Below are 23145 nucleotides of genomic sequence, written 5' to 3' on the forward strand. Positions count from 1 at the left end.
GCCCCTCAGGCCGCGAGCTCGGCGCGTCGCCGCCGCAGGTACGCCTGTTCGGGGAGCCCGTCGGCGAGTTCGATGGCGGTGTCGTACTCCCGTACCGCCTCGTCGTCACGGCCGAGGCGGCGCAGCAGGTCGGCCCGGACGGCGTGCAGGACGTGATAGCGGTCGAGGTCGAGCGCGTCGACCAGGGCGAGAGCCTTGTCCGGCCCCTCGACCTCGGCCACCGCGACCGCCCGGTTCAGCGCCACGACCGGAGAGCGGTCGACGGCCATGAGCTGGTCGTACAGCCGCAGGATCTGCCCCCAGTCGGTGGCCTCGGCGGTCCGCGCGTCGCTGTGCACGGCGTTGACCGCGGCCTGGATCTGGTAGGGCCCCGGCCGGTTGCGGCGCAGACACCGCCGTACGAGTTCCTGCCCCTCTCCGATCAGCTCCCGGTCCCACAGGCCGCGGTCCTGGTCGGGCAGCGCCACCAGCTCGCCGCCCGCCGGACGCCGGGCGGCCCGCCGGGCCTCGACCAGCAGCATCAGCGCGAGCAGCCCGGCGGCCTCGGGCTCGTCCGGCATCAACCTGTACAGCAGCCGCCCCAGGCGTACGGCCTCCGTACACAGCGCGGGATCACCGCCGTACCCCTCGTTGAAGATCAGGTAGATGACGGCCAGTACACCGCTGAGCCGGTCGGGGAGGTCGGCGTCCTTCGGCACCCGGTAGGGAATGCCCGCGTCGCGGATCTTGGCCTTGGCGCGCACCAGGCGCTGGGCGAGGGTGGGCTCGGGCACCAGGAAGGCGCGGGCGATCTGGGCGGTACTGAGCCCGCCGAGCAGGCGCAGGGTCAGGGCGACCCTGGCCTGCGGGGCCAGCGCGGGGTGGCAGCAGGTGAAGATCAGCCGGAGCCGTTCGTCGCGCACGGGGCCCTCCTCGGCCGGTGGGTCGGACGCGTACAGCCGGGCGGCCTCGGCGTGCCGGGCGTCCCGGGAGGACTCGCGGCGCAGCCGGTCGAGCGCGCGGTTGCGGGCGGTGGTGATGATCCACCCGGCCGGGCTCGGCGGCACCCCGCTCTCCGGCCATCGGTCCAGCGCCGTGGCGAAGGCGTCCTGGACCGCTTCCTCGGCGAGGTCGATGTCGCCGAGGAAGCGGACGAGAACCGAGACCGCGCGCCCGTACTCGGCACGGAAGGCGGCCTCGACGTCGGCGGCATCCGCCATCAGATCTGGTCCATGAAGGGCCGCACCTCGATCGGCAGCCGGGTGGCCAGGGCGGCCTTGCGTCCCCACTCCAGGGCGGCGTCCAGGTCCGCCGCCCGGATCAGGCTGATCCCGCCTAGGTACTCCTTGCCCTCGGCGTAGGGCCCGTCGGTGACCAGCACGTCGCCGTCCTTCGGGCGCAGCATCGTGGCCGTCTCCGGGCCGTGCAGTCCGCCGGAGAAGACCCAGGCACCGGCCGCGCGCAGCTCGTCGTTGAACACCTCGACATCGCGCATGATCGTGGCCATCTCGTCGGGCGGCGGCGGGGTGCCGTCGGCCGGCTGGACCACGCTGAGCAGGTAGTGCTTCATGACGTTCTCCTCGGTCGTCGCGGGGGTTGCTCGCCTTCTACACGAACGGCGGGCCCCCGGATCGACACCCCGCCCGCGACAGTCGAAAGAATCTTCTCCATGACCATCTCCGCACATCCGCTCGTCGTCCGCGCCCGGGAACTCGCCGACGACCTCCTCTCCCCCGCCGCGGAGCGCGTCGACCAGGAGGGTGTGCCGGTGAGCCACATCGAGGCGATCAGACGCTCGGGCCTGCTCGGCCTGAACGCACCGGTGGCGTACGGCGGCTCGGCGGCGCCCGCGGCCGTCGTACGCGAGACGGCGGAGATCCTGGCCGGGGCGTGCTGCTCGACCTGGTTCGTGCAGACCCAGCACCATACGCCGGTGCTGACTCTGGCCAAGGCCGAACTGCCGCTACGAGACCGGCTGTTGGGCCCGCTGGCGCGGGGTGAGCTGCTGTCCGGGGTGGCGTACGCGCACCTGCGGTCGTACCCGCGTGTCCCGGTGCGGGTCCGGTGGCAGGGGGACGGCTGGCGCTTCCACGGCACCGTCCCCTGGTACACCGGCTGGGGCCTGAACGACGTGCTGCTGCTCGCCGGGGTGACCGACGACGACGAGGCCCTGTTCGCCTTCGTCGAGGCACGGGAGCAACCGGGGCTGCGCCCGTCGGAGCCGATGCGGCTGGCCGCGCTCACCGCGTCCCGGACCGTGTCCCTGGACCTGGACGGACTGCGGGTGGCGGAGGACGCGGTCGCGCTGCGGATGCCGTACGAGGAGTGGGCGGCGACGGACCGCCCGAAGTCCCGCAACGCCAACCCGGCCGTCTTCGGGATCACGGCGGCGGCCCTGGCCCTGGTGGACGAGGAGTACGCGGCTCCGCTGCGAGCCCGTACCGACGATCTGCGCCGCCGGGCCTACGCTCTCGCGGACCATCCGGTGCCGCGGGAGCACGCGGAGGAGCGGCTGGCGCTGCGGGCCGAGGCGTTCACGCTGATGCGTACGGCGACCACGGCGGCCGTGGTGACGGGCGGCGGCCGGGCGATGTCCGTCACCGCCCGCGCCCAGCGCCTGGCCCGGGAGGCCCTGTTCCTCCTGGTCCAGGGCCAGACCGCCGCATCACGCACGGCCCATCTGGAGCGGCTCGCGCAGCGGCCCCGCTGAGCCGGCCGCCGGGCCGCTCAGGCGTATTCCACGGCCGCGTCCAGCAGCCAGTCCACCAGGTAGCCGGCGAAGGAGGAGCGCACCAGCACCCAGAACCCGGCCCGGCTCTCCTCGCGGGCGACCAGCACGACCTGGGTTCGGGCCAGTGCGGTCTGGGCGCAGCGGCCGGGGCCGAAGGCGCGCGGGTGCAGGTCCAGCGCGCAGCCGTGGGACAGCAGATCACGGGCGCGGGGGCCGCCGACCAGGAGGGTGGTGCGCTGGGCGGAGACATCGGTGACGGCGACCGGTTCGGCCCCGGCCGCCGAGCGGATCCGGCCCTCCAGCTCCCGCTCGGTGCCGGGCCGGCCCACCACCAGCCATTCGTCGGGGCCGAGCCACACCGCGGTCGCCTCCCCCGTGTGCACCACGGTGTCGGGTTCCAGCGGCAGTGGAAGTCCCAGGGCCAGGCCGACCGCGTCCGCCGCCGGGCCTTTGACGTCCAGGCGGACGTTCACCTGGGCCAGGAAGGGGAGTTCGGCCAGCCGGACGGCGCCCCGGGAGGAGCGCGTCACGGCGGCGAGCCGGTGCGCGGCGTCGGCCAGGGGGCTGCGCTGCGCTGCGGTCGGGGCGGTGTCAGCCATCGCGGCGGGCTCCCTCGGGGTCGTAGAGGACGGGACCGGCGACGGTCACCGGCAGCAGCCGGGCGCCGACGGGTGCGTAGAGGCGCTCGCCGATGCGGTCCCGGCCGCCCTTGACCAGGGCCAGCGCAAAGGTCCGGCCGAGCGCCGCGCTGCGGTAGCTGGAGGTGACATGGCCGAGCATGGGGACGGGCGGGGCGGGCAGCTCGCTCTCGGCAACCAGGTGGGTGCCTTCCGGGAGGAGGACACCGGGGTCGTCCGTGACCAGGGCGACCAGGTGTTTACGGTCGGGGCGGACGGTGTCGGGGCGGGCGAAGGAGCGCTTGCCGATGAAGTCGGGCTTCTTCCTGGACACCGCCCAGCCCATGCCGAGGTCCTGCGGGGTGACCGTGCCGTCGGTGTCCTGGCCGACGATCGGGTAGCCCTTCTCGGCCCGCAGCACATGCATGGTCTCGGTGCCGTAGGGGGTGATGCCGTACGGCTCCCCCGCCGCGTACAGCGCCTCCCAGAGCGCGCGGGCCTGCCACGCCGACACGTTGATCTCGTAGGCGAGTTCGCCGGAGAAGCTGATCCGGCACACCCGGGCGTCGAGGCCGGCGACGGTGGTCTCCCGCCACGCCATGAAGGGGAAGTCGTCGTTGGACACGGCCAGTCGGGGCGCGACAGAGGCCAGAACCGCCCGCGACCTCGGGCCGACCAGCGCCACGGTGGCCCAGTGTTCGGTGACCGAGGCGCAGTGCACCCGCAGGTCGGGCCACTCGGTCTGCAGCCACTCCTCCATCCAGTCCAGGACGGCCGCAGCGTTGCCGGTCGTGGTGGTGACCAGGAACCGGTGCGGGGCCAGCCGGATGACCGTGCCGTCGTCGAAGACCATTCCGTCCAGGCGGCACATCACGCCGTAGCGGATCATGCCGACCTCCAGGGTGCTGATCATGTTCGTGTAGAGCCGGTCCAGGAAGAGCGCGGCGTCCGGGCCCTGCACCTCGATCTTGCCGAGCGTGGAGGCGTCCATGAAGGCCACCCCCTCGCGGGCGGCACGGCACTCGCGCAGTACGCACGTCTCCTTGTCCTCGCCGTCCCGCGGGTAGTACCAGGGCCGCTTCCACTGGCCGACGTTCTCGAACAGCGCGCCGTGCTCGACGTGCCAGCCGTGCAGGGCGGTCGTGCGGACGGGGTCGTGCAGCGCGCCCCGGTCGCGGCCGGCGAGGGCGGCGAAGGAGACGGGGGTGTACGGCGGCCGGAAGGTGGGCAGCCCGAGCGCCGAGACGTCCACGCCGAGGAGTTCGGCGACGACCCCGCTCGCCAGCACGCCGCCGGTCTTGCCCTGGTCGTTCGCGGTACCGGCCGTCGTGTAGCGCTTGGTGTGCTCCACCGAGCGCAGGCCCGCGCCGGTCGCCCGGGTCAGGTCGGCCACGGTGACGTCGCGTTGGAGGTCGACGAAGCGGGGGGCGCCGGAGGCGGTGGGGATCGTGAATACCTGCATGGGCGGGGTGTACGGCTGCGCGGGTGCCGTCGGAAGGCCGGGGGCCTCGGCGGTGTACCCCTCTGCCTCGACCGCCCGGGCGCCGGCCGCCGCGCCCTGGGCGAGGGCCGTGGCCAGATCGAACGCCCCGTTCGCGGCGCCCGCGACCGCCACCGCCTGACGGCAGCCGTCGGGCACGAACGTGCCGAGCGTCTCGTCGTGGCGGAGCCTGCCGCCCGCCTGGCTGAACAGGTGCGCGACCGGGTTCCAGCCGCCGGAGACGAGCAGCAGGTCGGCGGCGAACTCCCTTTGCCCGCGGGTGCCTTGATGCGGGGCTACGGTCACGCCTTCGTACGGGGCCACGGTCACGGCGGTGAGCCGGGCGCCGCCCGCCGTGCCGGTGACCGCGTGTCCGGCCAGTACCTCGATCCCGGCGGACCGGGCGCGTTCGGCCCACTCCCCCGGCTCCGGCCGGGTGTCGACGACCGCCGCGATGTCCACGCCGGCCGCCGCCAGGTCGAGTACGGCGGAGTAGGCGCTGTCGTTGGTGGTGAACACGACCGCGCGGCGGCCGGGCAGGACGGCGTACCGGTGCAGGTACGTGCGGGCCGAGGCGGCCAGCATCACGCCGGGGCGGTCGTTGTCGCCGAACGCGAGGGACCGCTCGTGGGCGCCGGTGGCGAGGACGACGTGCCGGGCGCGGATCCGCCAGACGCGTTCGCGGGAGACGTGCGCGGGGGCGTCGGCGCCGAGGTGGGCGGTGCGGCGTTCGACGGCGAGGAGGTGGTTGTCGTCGTAGTGGCCGAAGACGGTGGTGCGGCGCAGGACGCGGACCTCGGGGGCGGCTTCGAGGCGCGCGTGTGTCGCGGCCACCCAGTCGGGGTGCTCGCCGGTGCCGAGCAGGCTGCCGCCGGGTTCCGGCTGGTCGTCGGCGAGGATGACGCGGGCGCCGCTGGTGGCCGCGGCCGCTGCCGCCGCGAGGCCGGCCGGGCCGCCACCGACGACCAGCAGGTCGCAGTGGGCGTGTACGGCGTCGTAGCGGGCGGGGTCGGGTTCGGTGGCGAGGCGTCCCTGGCCCGGGAGGCCGGTGGCCACCAGGCCGTCGTAGAGCTCGACGGTGGTGGCGGAGAGCATCGGTTCGGGGAAGGGGGCCTCGATCTGGACGACCGCGTTGGGTTCTTCGGGGCCGGCGGTGAAGATGCCCCGGGGGCGGCCGAGTCTGATGCTGGTGGCGGCCTGGACGACGCCGTTGGCGAGGAGGGCGGAGGCGAGGGTGTCCCCTCGGTAGCCCTGGTATTCGGTGCCGTCGAAGGTGAAGGTGAGGGGGGTGGTGCGGTCGATTCGGCCGCCGGCGGGGGTGCGGTGGGGATGGGCCGCGGTGGTGCCGCCGAGGGGGGTGTCGCCCCCGCCGCCCCTACCCTTCCCGTCCTCCAGGGGCGCTGCCCCGTCGGCCCCGCTGGGGGCTGCGCCCTCGGACCCCCCGTCGGCCTGAACGGCCTCGTCCTCAAACGCCGGACGGGCTGAGAAAGGCGCAGTCGGCTGAGAGGCCACCGGATCGGCTGAGGGAGGCAGCGGCGGCTGAGACGTCACCGGATCGGCTGAGGGAGGTGGCGGCTGAGACGTCGCCGGGTGGGGTGGTGGAGGTGTCTCGCCTGGGCGGTACACCGTCAGGATCTCGTTCGTCGATGTGTCGCGTACCGCGTTGAACCATCTGCGGCAGCCTGCCGTGTGGTTCCAGCGTTCGGCGAAGGGGCCCTTCGGGTTGGCGCGGAAGAAGAGGTAGCGGGCCCACTCCTCGTCGGTGAGGGACGCGGGGGTCTCGGGGTAGGGGACGTGGGCCTGGCCGCCGTAGTGGAACTCGGACTCGTCGCGGGGCCCGCACCACGGGCAGGGGATGAGCAGCATGGTGGGGCTCCCTAGTGGGCCACCGCGGCCGCGCCGTGCTCGTCGACGAGCGCGCCGGTGGTGAAACGGTCGAGCGAGAAGGGGGCGTTGAGGTCGTGCGGGGTGTCGTGCGCGATGGTGTGGGCGTAGACCCAGCCGACGCCGGGGGTGGCCTTGAAACCGCCCGTTCCCCAGCCGCAGTTGAGGTAGAGGTTGGCCACCGGGGTGAGGCCGACGATGGGTGAGGCGTCGGGGCTGACGTCGACGATGCCGCCCCAGGTGCGCAGGACGTGGGCGCGGGCGAAGACCGGGAACAGCTCCAGGGCGGCCGCCATCTGCTCCTCGATGATGTGGAACGCGCCGCGCTGGGTGTAGGAGTTGTACGCGTCGATGCCCGCGCCCATCACCAGCTCGCCCTTGTGCGCCTGGCTGACGTAGACGTGCACCGCGTTGGACATGACGACGGTCGGGTGGACGGGCTCCAGGAGTTCGGAGACCAGTGCCTGCAACGGGTGGCTCTGGAGCGGGAGTTCGATGCCCGCCATGGCGGCGAGGACGGAGGTGTGGCCGGCCGAGCACAGAGCCACCTTGCCGGCCGCGATCGGGCCGAGGGTGGTCCGGACGCCGACCACCTGGCCGGCCACCACGTCCACTCCGGTGACCTCGCAGTTCTGGATGATGTCGACGCCGGCCGCGTCCGCGGAGCGGGCGAAGCCCCAGGCCACGTAGTCGTGCTTGGCGATGCCCGCGCGCGGCTGGTAGGTGCCGCCCAGGACCGGGTAGCGCACCTCGGGCGAGGTGTTGACGATCGGGCAGACCTCTTTGACCTGCTCGGCGTCGAGCCACTCGGCGTCCACGCCGTTGAGGCGGTTGGCCTCGACCCGGCGGACGCTGTCGCGGACGTCCTGGAGGCTGTGGGCGAGGTTCAGCACGCCGCGCTGGGAGAAGAGGATCGGGTAGTCGAGCTCCTCCGCCAGGCCCTCCCAGAGTTTCAGCGCGTGTTCGTAGATGCCCGCGCTCTCGTCCCAGAGGTAGTTGGAGCGGATGATCGTGGTGTTGCGGGCCATGTTGCCGCCCGCGAGCCAGCCCTTCTCCAGGACCGCCACGTTGGTGATGCCGTGGTTCTTCGCCAGGTAGTGGGCGGTGGCGAGACCGTGTCCGCCGCCGCCGACCACGATCACGTCGTACGAGCGCTTCGGCTCGGGGGTGCGCCAGAGGAAGTCCGGATGGTCGGGGAGGTCGGCGCCGGGAGTGCGGGGGCTCATCGGACGTCTCCGTCGTGCGAGAGGTGCGGGTAGAGCGGGTGCTTGGCGGCCAGGCCCTCGGTGCGGGCGCGCAGGGCGGGGATGTCCGGCTCGGGCTGGAGGGCCAGCGCGATCACGTCGGCGACCGCGGCGAAGTCCTCCTCGGTGAAGCCCCTGGTGGCCAGCGCGGGGGTGCCGATGCGCAGGCCGGAGGTGACCATGGGCGGGCGCGGGTCGAAGGGGACGGCGTTGCGGTTGACGGTGATGCCGATCTCGTGGAGGAGGTCCTCCGCCTGACGACCGTCCAGGGGCGAGTCCCGCAGGTCTACGAGGACGAGGTGGACGTCCGTGCCGCCGGTCAGCACCCTCACTCCGGCCGAGGCCGCATCGGGCCGGGTCAGGCGCTCGGCGAGGATGCGGGCGCCGGCCAGGGTGCGGGCCTGGCGCTCGGCGAACTCGGGTGCCGCGGCGACCTTGAAGGAGACCGCCTTCGCCGCGATGACGTGTTCCAGCGGGCCGCCCTGCATCCCGGGGAACACCGCCGAGTTGATCTTCTTGGCGAGGGCGGCGTCGTTGGTGAGGATCACTCCGCCGCGCGGTCCGCCGAGGGTCTTGTGCGTCGTGGTGGTGACGACGTGGGCGTGCGGGACGGGGCTCGGGTGCAGCCCCGCCGCCACCAGCCCCGCGAAGTGCGCCATGTCGACCATGAGCAGGGCACCGACCTCGTCGGCGATCCGGCGGAAGGCCGCAAAGTCCAGCTGCCTGGGGTACGCCGACCAGCCCGCGATGATCATCTTCGGGCGGTGTTCCTTGGCGAGCCGCTCCACCTCGTCCAGGTCCACGAGGTGGTCGGTCTCGGAGACGTGGTACGGCACGACGTTGAGCATCTTGCCGCTGTAGTTGATGCGCATGCCGTGGGTGAGGTGGCCGCCGTGCGCGAGGTCGAGGCCGAGGATCGTGTCGCCGGGCTGGAGGAGGGCGAAGAAGACGGCGGTGTTGGCCTGGGCGCCCGAGTGCGGCTGGACGTTGGCGAAGCCCGCCCCGAAGAGCGACTTGACACGCTCGATCGCCAACCGCTCGGTGACGTCTACGTGTTCACAGCCGCCGTAGTAGCGCCGGCCGGGGTAGCCCTCGGCGTACTTGTTGGTCGCGACCGAACCCTGCGCCTCCATCACGGCGATGGGCGCGAAGTTCTCCGAGGCGATCATCTCCAGGGTGGACTGCTGGCGGTGCAGCTCGGCGCGGAGAGCGGCGTGGACCTCGGGGTCCAGCTCGGCCAGGGGCGTGTTCAGCGCGTTCATACGGGGTTCGCGTTCCTCTCGGTCACCGGCGGTGCTCCTTCCAAGAAGCCGAACTGCAGCGCCCCGTCAGGGGCGCGGGGCTGTGCCGATACTGCGACTGCCGCCGCGGGTACGCGACCAGCCACGACGAGCCCGCAGCCGAACAACGACACCGCTCGTCCCCCTCACCCACGGAGACGACTCATCGCCGGATCGAACAACGGCTCCTCGGCCACCACCGCCGCCACACGCTGGTCGAAGTACCCGATCTGGACGCCGGTCCCGGGCACCGCCAGCTCCGCCGGCAGCCACGCGTACGCGATCCCCTTGCCGATCGTGTAGCCGTAGGCCGCGCTGGTCACGTAGCCGACCGCGCGCTCACCGTCGTACACCGGCTCCTTGCCCATCACGACGGCCCGCGGGTCGTCGATGGTGAGGCAGCTCAGCCGGCGCCGTACCTCCGTCCTGCGCCGCTCCAGCGCGGCCTTGCCGACGAAGTCGCCCTTGTCGAGCTTGACGGCGAAGCCGACGCCGGCCTCGTAGGGGTCGTGCTCGTAGGTCATGTCGGTGCCGAAGGAGCGGTAACCCTTCTCCAGGCGCAGGCTGTTGAAGGCGCCCCGGCCGGCGATGATCCCGCCGAGCGGTTCGGCCGCCCGCCACAGCGTGTCCCAGAGTTTCGCGCCCTGGTCGGCGGTGGTGTACAGCTCCCAGCCGAGTTCGCCGACGTAGGACAGCCGCATCGCGGTGACTGGCACCGAGCCGACGTAGGCGCGCTTGGCACGGAAGTACTTGAGGCCCTCGTTGGAGAAGTCCTCGTCGGTCAGCGGCTGGAGGACCTCGCGGGCGAGCGGGCCCCACAGGCCGATGCAGCAGGTGCCGGGGGTGATGTCGCGGACCTGGACCCGTCCGTCGGCCGGCAGGTGGCGGGTGAACCAGTCGAGGTCGAGGTTGCCGTTGGCGCCGACCTGGAAGAGGTCGCGGGCGAGGCGGGCGACGGTGATGTCGCTGCGGATGCCGCCGTCGTGGTCGAGGAGCAGGGTGTACGTGACCGAGCCGACGGACTTGGCGACCTTGCCGGTGACCAGGCCTTCCAGGAAGTCGGCGGAGCCGGGGCCGGAGACCTCCAGCCGCTTGAGGGCGGTCATGTCGTACAGCGCGACCGTCTCGCGGGTGGCCTGGGCCTCGGCGCCGACGATCGGCGACCAGTAGCGGGCGGCCCAGTCGTTGGGGGTGGGGATCGAACGGCCTTCGAGCAGGCCGGCGTTGGCCTCGTACCACTGCGGGCGCTCCCAGCCGTTCGCCTCCAGGAAGAACGCGCCGTGTTCCTGCTGGCGGGCGTGGAAGGGGCTGGTGCGGATCGGGCGTGGCTTTCCGCTCGGCTGGAGGGGGTGGAGGATGTCGTAGACCTCGACGAAGTTCTGGCAGTCGCGGGCCAGGACGTACTCGGGGGCGAGCTGGTGCGGCTCGAAGCGGTTGATGTCGCACTCGTGCAGGTCGAAGGACGAGCAGTGGCCGTCCACCAGCCATTCGGCGACGGCCCGGCCGACGCCCGCGGAGTGCGTGACCCACACGGCCTCGGCGACCCAGAAGCCCTTCACCTCCGGGGACTCGCCGAGCAGCGGGTAGCCGTCGGTGGTGAAGGAGAACAGCCCGTTGATGCCCTCCTCGACCTTGGCCTCGCGGGTCGCGGGGAGCAGCGACCGGGCCTCGGTCCAGGCGTCCTCGAAGTCCTCCTCGGTGAACTTCAGGACGGAGGGCATCTGTTCGGCCTCGTCGAAGGAGAGGATGTCGTCCGCGGAGACGGGCATCGGGCGGTGGCCGTAGGAGCCGATGCCCAGGCCGTCGAAGCGGTCGCGGTAGTAGAGGTCGGCGTCCTGGTGGCGCAGGATCGGGCGGACGGCCTCCTCGGTCTGGCCGGCGAGGGCGGGGACCGGTCCGGTCCAGGCGAGTTGGTGGGCGAGCGGGGTGAGCGGCAGGTTCATGCCGACCATGCGGGCGATCTTCGGGCCCCAGATGCCGGCGCAGCAGACGACGATGTCGGCGGGGAGTTCGCCCTGGTCGGTCAGGACACCGGTGACGCGGCCCTCGCTCTGGCGGACTTCGAGGACCTCGTGGCGGGCGAGGAAGCGGACGCCGTGCTCGGTGGCCCGGCGGATCTGGGCCTCGACGGCGAGCACGGCCTTGGCGATGCCGTCGGTGGGGACGAGCAGGCCGCCCAGGACCCGGTCCGGGTTCACCAGCGGGTGCTGTTCGAGGCACTCCTCGGGGGTGAGGATCCGTGCCTCGACGCCCCAGGCGGTGATCCAGCCGTGGCGGCGGTGGAGTTCGGCGAGGCGCTCGGGGGTGGTGGCCACTTCGAGGCCGCCGACCTGGAGGAAGCAGGGCTTGCCGTCGACGTCGAGGGAGCAGAACTTCTCGACGGTGTAGCGGGCCAGTTCCGTCATGGTCTTCGACGGGTTGGTCTGGAAGACCAGGCCGGGGGCGTGCGATGAGGAGCCCCCGGTGGCCGGGAGGGGGCCCTGGTCGACCACGGTCACCTCGGTCCAGCCGCGTGCGGAGATCTCGTCCGCGAGGGCGGCTCCCACGACGCCCGCTCCGATGATGACCACTCGTGGTCCCGCCATCGCCCAACCTCCGAACTTGAGACCGGTGCAGTTGCTTTGTGCGCAACGTGATTCAGGCTGCGCAACTCAATGTGCCCGTCGTCGAGGAGGGGTGTCAAGAGGTCCGGTGACGTCGGGAAACGGCCGAAAGGCAGTGGGGCACGAGGCAACGCCCGGCGGGCGGTGCACCGTGTGCGCACCGCCCGCCGGGCGTACTGGACCGGCCTTTCCACTCCCCCCGCTACTTCAGCCAGGCGTCGACCTTGGCACGGTTGGCGTCGACCCACTTCTTGGCCGCCGCGTCGTCCGACATCTTGTCCACGGCGATGTACTTGGCCACGGTGTTCTGGTCGTCGTTGGTCCAGTTGAACTTCTTCACCAGGTCGTACGCCGGACTGCCCGACTTGGCGAAACTCGCGCTGACGATCTTGTCCAGGTCGTAGACGGGGTAGTCGCAGGCGACCTTCGCCGCGTCGGCGTCACAGCCCGTCGTGTACTTGGGCAGGTCCACCTTCACCAGCGGTATCTCGGAGAGGAACCACTGCGGTTCGTAGAAGTAGCCGATGAGCCACTGCTTGTTCTTCTCGGCCGTCCGGAAGGCCTGGATGAGCGCGGTCTCACTGCCCGCGTACACCACCTTGAAGTTCAGTTTGAGGTTCTTCACCAGGGCGGCGTCGTTGGTGACGTACGACGGGTCGCCGTCGAGGAGCTGGCCCTTGCCGCCCGACTCGGACGTCTTGAACTCGGCGGCGTACTTGTTGAGGTTCTGCCAGTTCTTGATGTCCGGGTGCGCCTTGGCGAGCCACGGCGGGACGTACCAGCCGATGATCCCCTTGTTGCCGGTCGAGCCGGACTCGACGGCCGTCTTCTGCCCGGTGATGTACTTCTTCTTCAGATCGTCGTGGCCCCAGTTCTCCAGGACCGCGTCGACCTCGCCGGTGCCGAAGCCCTGCCAGGCGATCTCCTCCTTGAGGTCCTTCTTCTGCACCGTGCAGCCGAGGTCGTGTTCCGCGACGTACGCGACGACCGCCGCGTCCGCCTCGTAGCCCACCCACGGGTTGACGGCCAGGTTGAAGGTGCCGCACTTGCCGCCCGAGGACTTCGAGCCGGCCGAGGTGTCGTCGCCGACCTTCGCCCCGCCGCAGGCCGTGAGGGTGAGGCCGAGGACGGCCAGGCCGGCCGCGCCTATGCGCCAGTGTTGTGCCATGGTGTCGGTGCTCCTTATGCCCGGGTGCGTCGCGCCGCAGCCTGAGTGATCCGGTCGAACATGACTCCGAGCAGGACGATGGCGAGCCCCGCCGCCAGCCCCTTGCCGTACAACTCGCCCTGCGAGAAACCGGCCACGACGTCGTAGCCGAGGGCGCCCGCGCCTACCAGGCCGCCCACCACAACCATCGACAGCACGTAGATCAGGCCCTGGTTGGTCGCGAGGGTCAGGGCGCCGCGTGCCATCGGCAGCTGGACCTTGGTGATGATCTGCCAGGTGTTGCACCCGGCCGAGGTGGCCGCCTCCACGGTGGACTCGGGAACGTTCCGCACCCCGTCCGCGATGATCTTGATCGCTACGGGTGCCGCATAGACGACGGCCGCGACGATCGCCGTGAAGCGGGTGGCGCCGAAGAGCGCCAGGAACGGCACGAGATAGACGAAGGGCGGCATGACCTGGGCGGCGTCCAGGGCAGGCCGGATCAGCCGGTCCGCCGGCGCGCTGCGGCCCATCCACACGCCGACGACGGCACCGAGCAGCATCACCAGGACGGTGGCCACGGCGGTCGAGGCGAGCGTGGTCATGCTGTCCGACCACAGGCCCGTGCCGACCAGCAGCCCGACGCACACGGCCGCCGTCACCCCGGCCCGCCAGCCGCCGAGGACCGCGCCGAGCCCGACCAGGGTGGCGCCGACGAGCCACCACGGGGAGTCGGTGAGCAGCGTCTGGAACGGGTTGAGCAGACCGTTGGTGAGGGCGTCCCGCAGGGCGTTGGTCAGGCCGGAGAGATGGTCCTGGAGCCAGGTGGTCGCGGTGTCGGCGGCACTCGCGATGTGGGTGCCGACGGTGCCGTCGCCGGGGAACTCGGCCGCCCAGACGTAGGTGTGGGAGAGGTAGACCAGGACGGCGGCCGCGATGCCGCCGGCCGCCAGCAGCGGGCGGCGCCACTTGAGGAACGGGCCGTCGGCGCGGCGGACTTGGGTGCGGGCGGCCGCCGCCGTGGTGACCCGGTCGAGCACGATGGCCATGACGACGATGGCGAGTCCGGCGTTGAAGGCGGTGCCGACATCTAGGGACTGCAGGGCCTGGACGACGGTCTTGCCGAGGCCGGGTGCGTCGATCAGGGCGGCGATGGTGACCATGGCCAGGGCGGCCATGATGGTCTGGTTGACGCCCATGACCACCGTGCGCCGGGACATCGGCAGCAGCACCTTCAGCAGTTGCTGTGTCCGTGTCGCGCCGAGCGAGTCGGCCGCCTCGACGGTGGTCTCGGGAACCGAGCGGATCGCGTGCGCGGTGATACGGATGGCGGGCGGTGCCGCGTAGATCACCGTGGTGATCACCGCGGAGGCCCCGCCGATGAGGAAGATCAGGGTCAGCGGGGCGAGGTAGACGAAGGTCGGCATCGTCTGCATGAAGTCCAGGAAGGGCGTCATGATCCGGTTGAACCGGTCGGAGAGCCCTGCCCACACCCCGAGCGGAATGCCGATGAGCAGGGCCACCAGGACCGCCGACAGGGTCAGCGCCAGGGTGTCCATGCTCTCCTGCCACAGGCCCTGGAGCCCGAAGAAGGTGAAGCCGGCCGCGGCCAGCAGCGCGACCCGCCAGTTGCCCACGGCCCAGGACACGTAACCGGCGAGGCCGACGACGCCGAGCCAGCCGATCTGCGGGACCGGGCGGGAGCCGGTGGGCTGGGAGATCAGCGACTGGACGAAGGTCACCAGGTTGTCGATGACCAGCCGGATCTCGTTGAAGAAGTAGAGGAAGACCGGGTTGGAGTTGCGGTTGGCGCCGATGCTGTCGTTGACGTCGTTCAGCCAGCGGTGCAGTCCGGTGAGGTCGGCGGCGGCCAGGGTGAGCGTCTGCCGGCCGCGCAGCACGGTGAAGAGCACGAGCCAGACGACCAGGATCGCCGCCACCACCATGGGGCGGCTCACCTTGTGGCGCAGGGTGGCGACGGGCGCGGTCGCGTCGGCGACGGCGGTCATCACGCGCCGCCCTCCTGTCCCGCGACGACGGCGAGGATCTCCTCGTCGCCGACGATGCCGAGCAGCTTGCCGTTCTCGACGACCTTGACCGGCCGCTCGGCCGCGAGCACCGCCCGGGTGGCCTCGCGGACCACCACCTCCGGGCCCAACTCGGGTCCGTCCAGGGCGTCTTCGGGGGTGGTGGGCCGCATGATCCAGCGCAGGGTGAGGACGTCGCCGCGCGGCACGTCCTTGACGAAGTCCCGTACGTAGTCGTCCGCCGGGGCGCCGACGAGTTCGTCGCCGGTGCCGCACTGGACCATCCTGCCGTCCCGCATGATCAGGATGCGGTCGCCGAGTTTCAATGCCTCGGAGAGGTCGTGGGTGATGAACACCATGGTCTTGCCGACCTCGTGGTGCAGGCGGATGACCTCGCTCTGCATGTCACGGCGGATCAGCGGATCGAGCGCGGAGAACGGCTCGTCGAAGAAGAGGACGTCGGGGTCGCCGGCCAGGGCGCGCGCGAGGCCGACGCGCTGCTGCATACCGCCGGAGAGCTGGTCGGGGTAGGAGTTCTCGTACCCGGCGAGGCCCACCAGTTCGACGACCTCCATGGCCTTCCTGGTCCGTTCGGCCCGGCTCATGCCCCGGATCTCCAGGCCGAACGCCACGTTCTCGACGACCTTGCGATGCGGCAGCAGACCGAAGTGCTGGAAGACCATGGAGAACTTGCTGCGCCGCAGCTCCCGCAGCCGCCGGGCGTCGGCGCCCCGGATGTCCTCGCCCTCGAACACGACCTCGCCGGCGGTGGGTTCGATCAGCCGGGTCAGACATCGCACCAGGGTGGACTTGCCGGACCCGGACAGGCCCATGACGACGAAGACCTCGCCGGGCGACACCTCGAAGCTCACGTCCCGTACGGCGGCGGTGCAGCCGGTGCGGTCCATCAGCTCGCGGCGGGTCAGCCCGCACAACTCCTCGGAACCCGGCACCTGGTCGGCCTTCGGCCCGAACACCTTCCACAGCCGGCGCACGGAGATGACCGGGGTGCGGTCACCGGGGTCCTGGGACGAGTCGCGCCGCTGCGACACCTCGGTCTGGGCTGGGGTCATGATCGGCCTCTTTTCGGCGTCAGCCGCGGAACCAGTGCTGCGGCCGGGGTTGGATGTTCTGCCAGACGTGCTTGGGCTCTCGGTACTCGTCCAGGCCGGTCGGTCCCAGCTCGCGGCCCACGCCCGAGTGCCCGAAGCCACCCCATTCCGCTTGCGGCACATAGGGGTGGTAGTCATTGATCCACACGGTGCCGTGGCGCAGCCTGCGGGCGACCCGCTGCGCCTTGCCCGCGTCCTGCGTCCAGACGGCTCCGGCGAGGCCGTACTCCGTGTCGTTGGCGATGCGGACGGCGTCGTCCTCGTCCTGGAAGCGCTCCACGGTGAGCACGGGTCCGAAGGACTCCTCGTGCACCACCCGCATGTCCTGCCGGCACTCGTCGAGGACGGTGGGCGGGTAGTAGAAGCCGTTCGCCAGCGCGGGATCGTCGGGGCGCGCGCCGCCGCAGCGCAGTACGGCGCCCTCGGCGAGGCCTGCGGCGACATACGCCTCGACCTTCTCGCGGTGCTGTGCGGAGATCAGCGCCCCGGTCTCGGCCTCCGGGTCGAAGGGGCCGCCCAGGCGGATGAGTCGGGCCCGGCGCACGACCTCGTCGACGAAGGCGTCGTGGACCGAGTCCTCGACGATGAGCCGGGCGCCGGCCGAGCAGACCTGCCCGGAGTGCAGGAACACGGCGGTGAGCGCGAAGTCGACGGCGGTGGCGAGGTCGGCGTCGGCGAAGACGACGTTGGGGTTCTTGCCGCCGAGTTCGAGGGCGACCTTCTTCACCGTGGCGGCGGCGGTGGCCATGAGGCGCCGGCCGGTGTGCAGTCCGCCGGTGAACGACACCATGTCGACGGCCGGGTGCTCGGCGAGCGGCGCGCCCGCCTCGGGGCCCGCGCCCAGCACCAGGTTGGCGGCGCCGGCCGGGAGACCCGCCTCCTCCAGTGCCTTCATCAGCAGGATCGAGGTGGAGGGGGTGAGTTCACTGGGCTTGAGGACGACGGTGTTGCCCGCGAGCAGGGCCGGGGCGACCTTCCAGGAGGCTTGCAGGAGAGGGTAGTTCCAGGGGGTGATCAGCCCGCAGACGCCGACGGGTTCGTAGGTGACCCGGCTGAGCGCGTCGTCGCGGCCGGTGTCGACCACCCGCCCGGCGCTGGTGCCGGCGATGCCTCCGTAGTAGCGGAAGCAGGACACGACGTCGGCGATGTCGTACTCGCTCTCCACCAGACGCTTGCCGGTGTCGAGGGACTCGGCGCGGGCGAACTCCTTGGCATCGCGCTCGATGATGCCGGCGGTGCGCAGCAGCAGCGCGCCGCGCTCCCGCTCGGGGGTGTGCGGCCAGGGTCCGTCGTCGAAGGCGCGCCGGGCCGCGGTGATCGCGGCCTCGGTGTCGGGGCGGGTCGCCTCCGAGACCGTGGCGACGAGGGTGCCGTCCGCCGGACAGCGGATCTCGCGCCGGCCGCCGGCCACCGCCGCACGCCATTCACCATCCACATACAGATCTGCCACGGCCGCGCCCTTCGAACCCGAACTCGTTGCGCATTGTGCATTGGATTGCTTTTGGTGGAACACCCTGACGAACGGACCGACCGCCGTCAAGAGGTCCGGGCAGAGTGCGCTACCCGGCCTGTTTCCGGGCGTCGCGGTGCCGGTAGTAGACGGCATCGGACGGCGGCAGCGGTTCCTTGCCGAGGATGAGGTCGGCAGCCTTCTCGGCGATCATCATCACCGGGGCGTAGATGTTGCCGTTGGTGACGTACGGCATCACCGAGGCGTCGACCACGCGCAGTCCGTCCACTCCGTGCACCCGCAGGGTCAGCGGGTCGACGACGGACATCGCGTCCGTGCCCATCTTGCAGGTGCAGGACGGGTGCAGGGCGGTCTCGCCGTCCTTGGCGACCCAGGCGAGGATCTCCTCGTCCGTCGCCACGGACGGGCCGGGCGAGATCTCCCCGTCGTTGTAGGGGGCGAGCGCGGGCTGGTTGAGTAGCTCGCGGGCCACCCGGACCGCTTCGATCCACTCGCGGCGGTCCTGCTCGGTGGAGAGGTAGTTGAAGCGCAGCGCCGGGTGTTCGCGCGGGTCCTTGCTCCGGATCTTCACCGAGCCGAGGGCGTCGGAGTACATGGGCCCGACATGGACCTGGTAGCCGTGGCCGCCGGCGGGCACGGAGCCGTCGTAGCGGACCGCGACGGGCAGGAAGTGGAACATCAGGTTGGGGTAGTCCACGTCCTCGTTGCTGCGGCAGAAGCCGCCGGCCTCGAAGTGGTTCGTCGCGGCCGGCCCCTTGCGGAACAGCCACTGCAGGCCGATGAAGGGGGCCCGCCACTTCGCCAGGTACGGCTGCACGGAGACGGGCTGCTTGCAGGCGTACTGGATGTACACCTCGAGGTGGTCCTGGAGGTTCTCGCCGACGCCCGGCAGATCCTGCACGACGTCGACGCCGAGGGCGCGCAGTTCCTCGGCGTTGCCGACGCCGGAAAGCTGGAGCAGCTGCGGGGAGTTGACGGCGCCGCCGCACAGGATGACCTCGGCGGCCCGGACCTGCCGGAGGGCGCCCCTGCCGCGCCGGTACTCGACGCCGACGGCCTTCTTCCCCTCGAAGAGGACGCGGGTGACGAGGGCGCGGGTCTTCACGGTGAGGTTGGGCCGTTTCCTGGCGGGCTTGAGGTACGCCTTGGACGCGGACAGCCGCCTGCCGCGGTGCACGTTGCGGTCGAACCTGGCGAAGCCCTCCTGCCGGTAGCCGTTGACGTCGTCGGTGGGCGCGTAGCCCGCCTCCTCGGTGGCCTTGAGGAAGGCGGAGAAGAGCGGGCCCGCGGCCGGGCCGCGTTCCAGCACGAGCGGTCCGTCATGGCCACGGAACTCGTCGTCGGGGTCGGCGGCCAGACAGTTCTCCATCCGGCGGAAGTACGGCAGGCAGTGGGCGTAGTCCCAGGTCTTCATGCCGGGATCGGCGGCCCAGCGCTCGTAGTCCATGGGGTTGCCGCGCTGGAAGATCATGCCGTTGATGCTGCTGGAGCCGCCCAGCACCTTGCCGCGGGCGTGGTAGACACGGCGGCCACCCATGTGGGGCTCCGGCTCGGACTCGTACTTCCAGTCATAGAAACGGCTTCCGATGGGGTACGTCAACGCCGCGGGCATATGGATGAACACGTCCCACGGGTAGTCCGGGCGGCCCGCCTCCAGCACCAGCACCCGGTTGCCGGGGTCGGCCGAGAGCCGGTTCGCCAGTGCGCTGCCGGCCGATCCGCCGCCGACGATGACGAAGTCGTACTGCAAGGGAGCCATCGCGCCTCGTCTCGCTCGCGCCGTCGATGTGCGCGGCATGCTAGTACGGGTATCGCAATGCGCACCAGGTTGCGAACAACGCAACTTGTAAGATCTTTGTTCACATCGCGTTACTTGGGCGCTGTTGTTTACTCCGCGTATAGTTCCGTCATGAGCAACTACAGTCCGGACACAGAAACGAACGGCTCATCCTCCGGCGGCGTACAGTCCGTCGACCGCGCCATCAGCGTCCTGGAGATCCTCGCCCAGCGCGGCGAAGCGGGAGTGAGCGAGGTGGCCGCCGAGATCGATGTACACAAGTCGACCGCGTTCCGCCTGCTCGGCGCCCTGGAGGCGCGCGGTCTGGTGGAGCAGGCGGGCGAACGGGGCAAGTACGCGCTCGGGTTCGGCATCGTGCGTCTGGCGGGCGCCGTCACCGGGCGTATCGACGTCACCCAGCAGGGCCGGCAGGTGTGCGAGCGGCTGGCAGAGGAGATCGGCGAGACGGTCAACATCGCGGTGATGCAGGAGCACTACGCGATCAACCTCTACCAGGTGCGCGGTACGGCCGCCGTCACCGCGCACAACTGGGTGGGCCAGCTGACGCCGTTGCACGCCACCTCCAGCGGCAAGATCATGCTGGCCCATCTGCCGGCGAAGGACCGGGCCGCGCTGATCTCGGACGGGGGCCTGAAGAAGCTCACCCCGCACACCATCTCCACGAAGGCGAAGCTGGAGAAGAACCTCGCCGAGGCCCGGGAGCGCGGTTACGCCTGGACGCTGGAGGAGCTGGAGATCGGGCTGCACGCCGTGGCCGCGCCGATCCGGGACCGGGAGGGCCAGGTCATCGCGTCGATCAGCGCCTCCGGACCGTCCTACCGGTTCACCGAGGAGCGTATGCACGAGCTGGCTCCGGTGCTGGTCAAGGGTGCACACGAGATCAGCCACCGCATGGGGTACCTGGGCTGAGCGCCCTCACTCCGGCTGCCGGGTACCGAGCCGCTCGTGGACCCAGTCGTGGAAGGCGCCGATGTGGTGCTCGCTGGGCACCAGCACACCGCCCTTGGCGTACAGCCGTGAGCTCATCCCGGGCTGGGTGCGTTCGCAGGCGTCGAAGTCCTGGCGGTTGACCCGGTCGAAGAGCTCCACGGACCGGCTGACGTCCTTGCCGCTCTCCACGACGTGCGGAAGGTAGAGCCAGTCGCACTCGACGACCGTCCGGTCGACGGCCACCGGGTACATCCGGTGGAAGATCACGTGGTCGGGCACGAGGTTGATGAACACCTGCGGTTTCACGGTGATCGCGTAGTACCGCCGGTCCTGGTCGGCGGCGACCGAGGGGATGCGGTCCAGCCCCTCGGAACCGTCGACGGTGAAGCCCTCGACGTCCGCGCCGAACTCGGCGCCGTGGCCCACGTAGTACTGCGCCGCGTAGCCGTCGGCGAACTCGGGCAGCACCTCGGTGAGTTCGGGGTGGATGGTGGCGCAGTGGTAGCACTCCATGAAGTTCTCGACGATGAGCTTCCAGTTCGCCCGCACGTCGTAGACGATCCGCCGGCCCACCGCGAGGTGCTCGATGTCGTAGCGCTCGATCGACGCGGTGTCGCCCAGCCGCTCGACGACGGCCCCCAGCACGTCCTCCTCGAAGGACGGCGGGTCCTCCGCGAGGCACACCCACACATAGCCCAGCCATTCCCGCACGGCCACGCCCACCAGGCCGTACTCGGTGCGGCCGACATCGGGCATCTTGGTGAGGTTGGGGGCCGCGACCAGCTTGCCGTCCAGGTCGTAGGTCCAGGCGTGGTACGGGCACTGGAAGGCGCGCCTGACCGCGCCGGTGTCCTCGGTGCACAGCTTGGCCCCGCGGTGCCGGCAGACGTTGAAGTAGGCACGGACCGCCCCGTCCCGGGCCCGGGTGACGAGGATGCTCTCGCGGCCCACGTCCACCGTGCGGAACGCGCCGGGCTTCGGCAGGTCCGCCGCGCGGGCGACGCAGAACCACATCGTCTCGAAGATGTGTTCCTGTTCCTGGGCGAAGATGCCGGGATCCGTGTAGGCGGAACCGGGGAGGGTGGCGATCAGGCTGTCCGGCAGGCTGGTCGAGGTCACGGTGCACTCCTCGGAGAACGTCGTGGGTCGGTGGAACGGCGCGGGCGCCGGGTCAGGACGCGGTGGTGCCGAACTGCTTGCGCAGGCGGGTGAACAGCCGCGGCTGGTTCATCCCGAGCACGGCGACCGGCCGGCCCGCCCGCCGGTAGACGGCGAGGAAGCTGCGGTCGTCGGTCGAGCCCTCCTCGACCGTCACCTCGTCGGCCCCGGCGGCGTGCCCGACGAACTGGATCTTCACGCCGTACTGGTCGGACCAGAAGTACGGGGGCCTGGGGACACCCGGTTCCGTCGCGCCGTACGCGAGAAGCGCGGCGACGGCGGCGGCCGGCCGTTCCAGCGCGCCGGTCCAGTGCTCGACCCTTCGATGGCCACCGGTGTGCGGGTCGTACCAGTTGGCGCAGTCGCCCACGGCGACCACCCCGGCCACGCTGGTCCGCCCGTCGGCGCCGCACTTCACGCCGTTGTCGAGCGCGACGCCGGAACCCTCCAGCCACTCGACGCAGGGCCGCGCCCCCACGCCGACGACGACGGTGTCGGCGGGCACACTGCGGCCGTCCTCCAGGAGAACCGCCGCCACCTGGCGCTCGCCGCTCAGCCCCTTCACCCCGACCCCGCACAACAGCCGTACACCGTGGTCGGCGTGGAGGGCGGAGACGACGGCGCCCATGGCCGGACCGAGCGGTCCGGCCAGCGGGGTCGGCGCCGCCTCGATCACGGTCACGTCGAGTCCGAGGGCGTACGCCGTGGAGGCGACCTCGGCGCCGACGAACCCGCCGCCGATCACCACAAGGCGGCCGCCCCGGGCGAGGTCGTCCCGTAGGGCGCGGGCGTCGTCGAGGGTGCGCAGCACATGGACCCCGGCGAGACCCTCGGTGCCGGGCAGGATGCGGGCGGCGGCGCCGGTCGCGACCACCACGCCGTCGGCACGGACCTCCCGGCCGTCGGCGAGCCGGATCCCCCGCCCGGCGCGGTCCAGCCCGGTGGCGCGCGTCCCGAGCAGCCACTCCGCACGGAGTTCCTCGTCGTCCCGCTCCAGCGCCAGGTCCGCCTCGCCGAGGGTGCCGGCCAGGAACTCCTTGGACAACGGCGGCCTGTCGTACGGGCGATGGGGCTCGTCGCCGATGACGACCAGCCGGCCGTCGTACCCCCGCTGCCGCAGCGAGCGCGCGGCCGACAGTCCGGCCAGCGAGGCGCCCACCACGGCGACCGTCCTCACGCCGCGCCCCCGGCGAGCCGGGCGGCGACGCACGGCGGCAGGTTGGGGGCGTCGGCGGAGAGCCGGACGTAGACCGTGCCGTCCTCGACGACGACCTCGTGGGTGCGGACCGGGCGCTTGGCCGGGGGTGCGTCCACGGCGCCGGTTCGCAGGTCGAACTTGGAGGCGTGCAGGGGGCATTCGACCTCGCGGCCCTCCAGCCAGCCGTCGGCGAGCGAGGCGTCCTGGTGGGTGCACGTGTCGTCGATGGCGAAGAGCTCGCCGTCCTCGGTGTGGAACACCGAGACGGGCGGGTCGATATCGAGCCGGTGGGCCTCGCCTCGCGGCAGATCCGCGAGGCGGCACGCGGGAATCATCATGACACCTCGGTGCGTATAGCGAAACGGATTGCGATGAGCGCAACGTCAGTCTGGGGGCGGTTCCGAAGCGTTGTCAAGGCGTTCAGCCGCCGGTTTGCGCGGGCCGCGACGGCGGCTCCCCGAGCATGCCGAAGTGCCCCCGAAAGCA

At 71.4% G+C, this 23145-nt stretch carries 17 protein-coding genes; 2 read left to right on the forward strand and 15 right to left on the reverse strand.

All coding sequences use genetic code 11. The annotated features are described in order from the left end of the window. Nucleotides 1–5 precede the first annotated feature (5 nt). Both ACWGJB_RS35635 and ACWGJB_RS35640 read right to left on the reverse strand, forming a co-directional pair. Nucleotides 6–1199, reverse strand: coding sequence for an RNA polymerase sigma factor (locus ACWGJB_RS35635; protein ID WP_453384179.1), 1194 nt, complete (start codon nucleotides 1197–1199; stop codon nucleotides 6–8). After that, a complete protein-coding gene (locus tag ACWGJB_RS35640; protein ID WP_453384180.1) occupies nucleotides 1199–1549 on the reverse strand; it encodes a YciI family protein in 351 nt (116 codons plus the stop codon). Before ACWGJB_RS35640 ends, ACWGJB_RS35635 begins: the two co-directional genes overlap by 1 nt. 99 nt (nucleotides 1550–1648) lie before the next feature. Between ACWGJB_RS35640 and ACWGJB_RS35645 the strand changes: the two genes are divergently transcribed. Then, nucleotides 1649–2689 carry an acyl-CoA dehydrogenase family protein gene (locus ACWGJB_RS35645; RefSeq protein WP_453384181.1) on the forward strand — a complete coding sequence of 347 codons (1041 nt, stop codon included), beginning with the start codon at nucleotides 1649–1651 and terminating at the stop codon, nucleotides 2687–2689. A 17-nt stretch (nucleotides 2690–2706) separates the two neighbouring features. On the opposite strand, the gene ACWGJB_RS35650 is transcribed toward ACWGJB_RS35645, so the two are convergent. The 10 genes from ACWGJB_RS35650 to betA all read right to left on the reverse strand — a co-directional run bounded on the left by ACWGJB_RS35650 (nucleotide 2707) and on the right by betA (nucleotide 19334). Then, on the reverse strand, nucleotides 2707–3309 hold the full coding sequence (locus ACWGJB_RS35650) for a sarcosine oxidase subunit gamma (protein ID WP_453384182.1): 603 nt from the start codon (nucleotides 3307–3309) through the stop codon (nucleotides 2707–2709). Further along, nucleotides 3302–6673, reverse strand: a complete 3372-nt coding sequence (locus ACWGJB_RS35655; RefSeq protein WP_453384183.1) for a sarcosine oxidase subunit delta family protein — start codon at nucleotides 6671–6673, stop codon at nucleotides 3302–3304. Before ACWGJB_RS35655 ends, ACWGJB_RS35650 begins: the two co-directional genes overlap by 8 nt. Before the next feature lie 11 nt (nucleotides 6674–6684). Then, entirely contained in the window at nucleotides 6685–7917 is a 1233-nt protein-coding gene (locus tag ACWGJB_RS35660) for a sarcosine oxidase subunit beta family protein (protein WP_453384184.1), read from the reverse strand. Next, nucleotides 7914–9197 carry a serine hydroxymethyltransferase gene (gene glyA, locus ACWGJB_RS35665; protein ID WP_453384185.1) on the reverse strand — a complete coding sequence of 428 codons (1284 nt, stop codon included), beginning with the start codon at nucleotides 9195–9197 and terminating at the stop codon, nucleotides 7914–7916. Before glyA ends, ACWGJB_RS35660 begins: the two co-directional genes overlap by 4 nt. A 164-nt stretch (nucleotides 9198–9361) precedes the next feature. Further along, nucleotides 9362–11800, reverse strand: coding sequence for a GcvT family protein (locus ACWGJB_RS35670; protein ID WP_453384186.1), 2439 nt, complete (start codon nucleotides 11798–11800; stop codon nucleotides 9362–9364). Between the two features lie 220 nt (nucleotides 11801–12020). After that, on the reverse strand, nucleotides 12021–12986 hold the full coding sequence (locus ACWGJB_RS35675; RefSeq protein ID WP_453384187.1) for an ABC transporter substrate-binding protein: 966 nt from the start codon (nucleotides 12984–12986) through the stop codon (nucleotides 12021–12023). Between the two features lie 14 nt (nucleotides 12987–13000). Further along, nucleotides 13001–14974 carry an ABC transporter permease gene (locus ACWGJB_RS35680; protein WP_453384188.1) on the reverse strand — a complete coding sequence of 658 codons (1974 nt, stop codon included), beginning with the start codon at nucleotides 14972–14974 and terminating at the stop codon, nucleotides 13001–13003. Then, nucleotides 14974–16065, reverse strand: a complete 1092-nt coding sequence (locus ACWGJB_RS35685) for a quaternary amine ABC transporter ATP-binding protein (protein ID WP_453384189.1) — start codon at nucleotides 16063–16065, stop codon at nucleotides 14974–14976. Before ACWGJB_RS35685 ends, ACWGJB_RS35680 begins: the two co-directional genes overlap by 1 nt. 19 nt (nucleotides 16066–16084) lie before the next feature. Further along, on the reverse strand, nucleotides 16085–17554 hold the full coding sequence (locus ACWGJB_RS35690; protein WP_453384190.1) for an aldehyde dehydrogenase family protein: 1470 nt from the start codon (nucleotides 17552–17554) through the stop codon (nucleotides 16085–16087). 109 nt (nucleotides 17555–17663) lie between these two features. Then, the gene (gene betA, locus ACWGJB_RS35695; RefSeq protein ID WP_453384191.1) at nucleotides 17664–19334 is read right to left on the reverse strand and encodes a choline dehydrogenase; all 1671 of its coding nucleotides are present in this window, start codon (nucleotides 19332–19334) and stop codon (nucleotides 17664–17666) included. 150 nt (nucleotides 19335–19484) lie between these two features. Between betA and ACWGJB_RS35700 the strand changes: the two genes are divergently transcribed. Further along, entirely contained in the window at nucleotides 19485–20282 is a 798-nt protein-coding gene (locus ACWGJB_RS35700) for an IclR family transcriptional regulator (protein WP_453384192.1), read from the forward strand. 6 nt (nucleotides 20283–20288) lie between these two features. Here ACWGJB_RS35700 and ACWGJB_RS35705 read toward each other — a convergent pair whose 3' ends face one another. From ACWGJB_RS35705 to ACWGJB_RS35715, 3 genes are read right to left on the reverse strand one after another with little or no spacing between them, the layout of a single operon-like run. Continuing rightward, the gene (locus tag ACWGJB_RS35705; RefSeq protein WP_453384193.1) at nucleotides 20289–21422 is read right to left on the reverse strand and encodes an aromatic ring-hydroxylating oxygenase subunit alpha; all 1134 of its coding nucleotides are present in this window, start codon (nucleotides 21420–21422) and stop codon (nucleotides 20289–20291) included. 52 nt (nucleotides 21423–21474) lie between these two features. After that, nucleotides 21475–22638 (reverse strand): NAD(P)/FAD-dependent oxidoreductase, encoded by a 1164-nt coding sequence (locus ACWGJB_RS35710; RefSeq protein WP_453384194.1) that lies wholly within the window; start codon nucleotides 22636–22638, stop codon nucleotides 21475–21477. Next, nucleotides 22635–22997 (reverse strand): bifunctional 3-phenylpropionate/cinnamic acid dioxygenase ferredoxin subunit, encoded by a 363-nt coding sequence (locus tag ACWGJB_RS35715; RefSeq protein WP_382530847.1) that lies wholly within the window; start codon nucleotides 22995–22997, stop codon nucleotides 22635–22637. Before ACWGJB_RS35715 ends, ACWGJB_RS35710 begins: the two co-directional genes overlap by 4 nt. Nucleotides 22998–23145 lie beyond the last annotated feature (148 nt).

Source organism: Streptomyces sp. NPDC054813, assembly GCF_053611365.1.

Coding starts and splice junctions, on each gene's coding strand:
- ACWGJB_RS35635 (WP_453384179.1), bottom strand. CDS start 1,199: ATGGCGGATGCCGCCGACGTCGAGGCCGCCTTCCGTGCCGAGTACGGG.
- ACWGJB_RS35640 (WP_453384180.1), bottom strand. CDS start 1,549: ATGAAGCACTACCTGCTCAGCGTGGTCCAGCCGGCCGACGGCACCCCG.
- ACWGJB_RS35645 (WP_453384181.1), top strand. CDS start 1,649: ATGACCATCTCCGCACATCCGCTCGTCGTCCGCGCCCGGGAACTCGCC.
- ACWGJB_RS35650 (WP_453384182.1), bottom strand. CDS start 3,309: ATGGCTGACACCGCCCCGACCGCAGCGCAGCGCAGCCCCCTGGCCGAC.
- ACWGJB_RS35655 (WP_453384183.1), bottom strand. CDS start 6,673: ATGCTGCTCATCCCCTGCCCGTGGTGCGGGCCCCGCGACGAGTCCGAG.
- ACWGJB_RS35660 (WP_453384184.1), bottom strand. CDS start 7,917: ATGAGCCCCCGCACTCCCGGCGCCGACCTCCCCGACCATCCGGACTTC.
- glyA (WP_453384185.1), bottom strand. CDS start 9,197: ATGAACGCGCTGAACACGCCCCTGGCCGAGCTGGACCCCGAGGTCCAC.
- ACWGJB_RS35670 (WP_453384186.1), bottom strand. CDS start 11,800: ATGGCGGGACCACGAGTGGTCATCATCGGAGCGGGCGTCGTGGGAGCC.
- ACWGJB_RS35675 (WP_453384187.1), bottom strand. CDS start 12,986: ATGGCACAACACTGGCGCATAGGCGCGGCCGGCCTGGCCGTCCTCGGC.
- ACWGJB_RS35680 (WP_453384188.1), bottom strand. CDS start 14,974: ATGACCGCCGTCGCCGACGCGACCGCGCCCGTCGCCACCCTGCGCCAC.
- ACWGJB_RS35685 (WP_453384189.1), bottom strand. CDS start 16,065: ATGACCCCAGCCCAGACCGAGGTGTCGCAGCGGCGCGACTCGTCCCAG.
- betA (WP_453384191.1), bottom strand. CDS start 19,334: ATGGCTCCCTTGCAGTACGACTTCGTCATCGTCGGCGGCGGATCGGCC.
- ACWGJB_RS35700 (WP_453384192.1), top strand. CDS start 19,485: ATGAGCAACTACAGTCCGGACACAGAAACGAACGGCTCATCCTCCGGC.
- ACWGJB_RS35715 (WP_382530847.1), bottom strand. CDS start 22,997: ATGATGATTCCCGCGTGCCGCCTCGCGGATCTGCCGCGAGGCGAGGCC.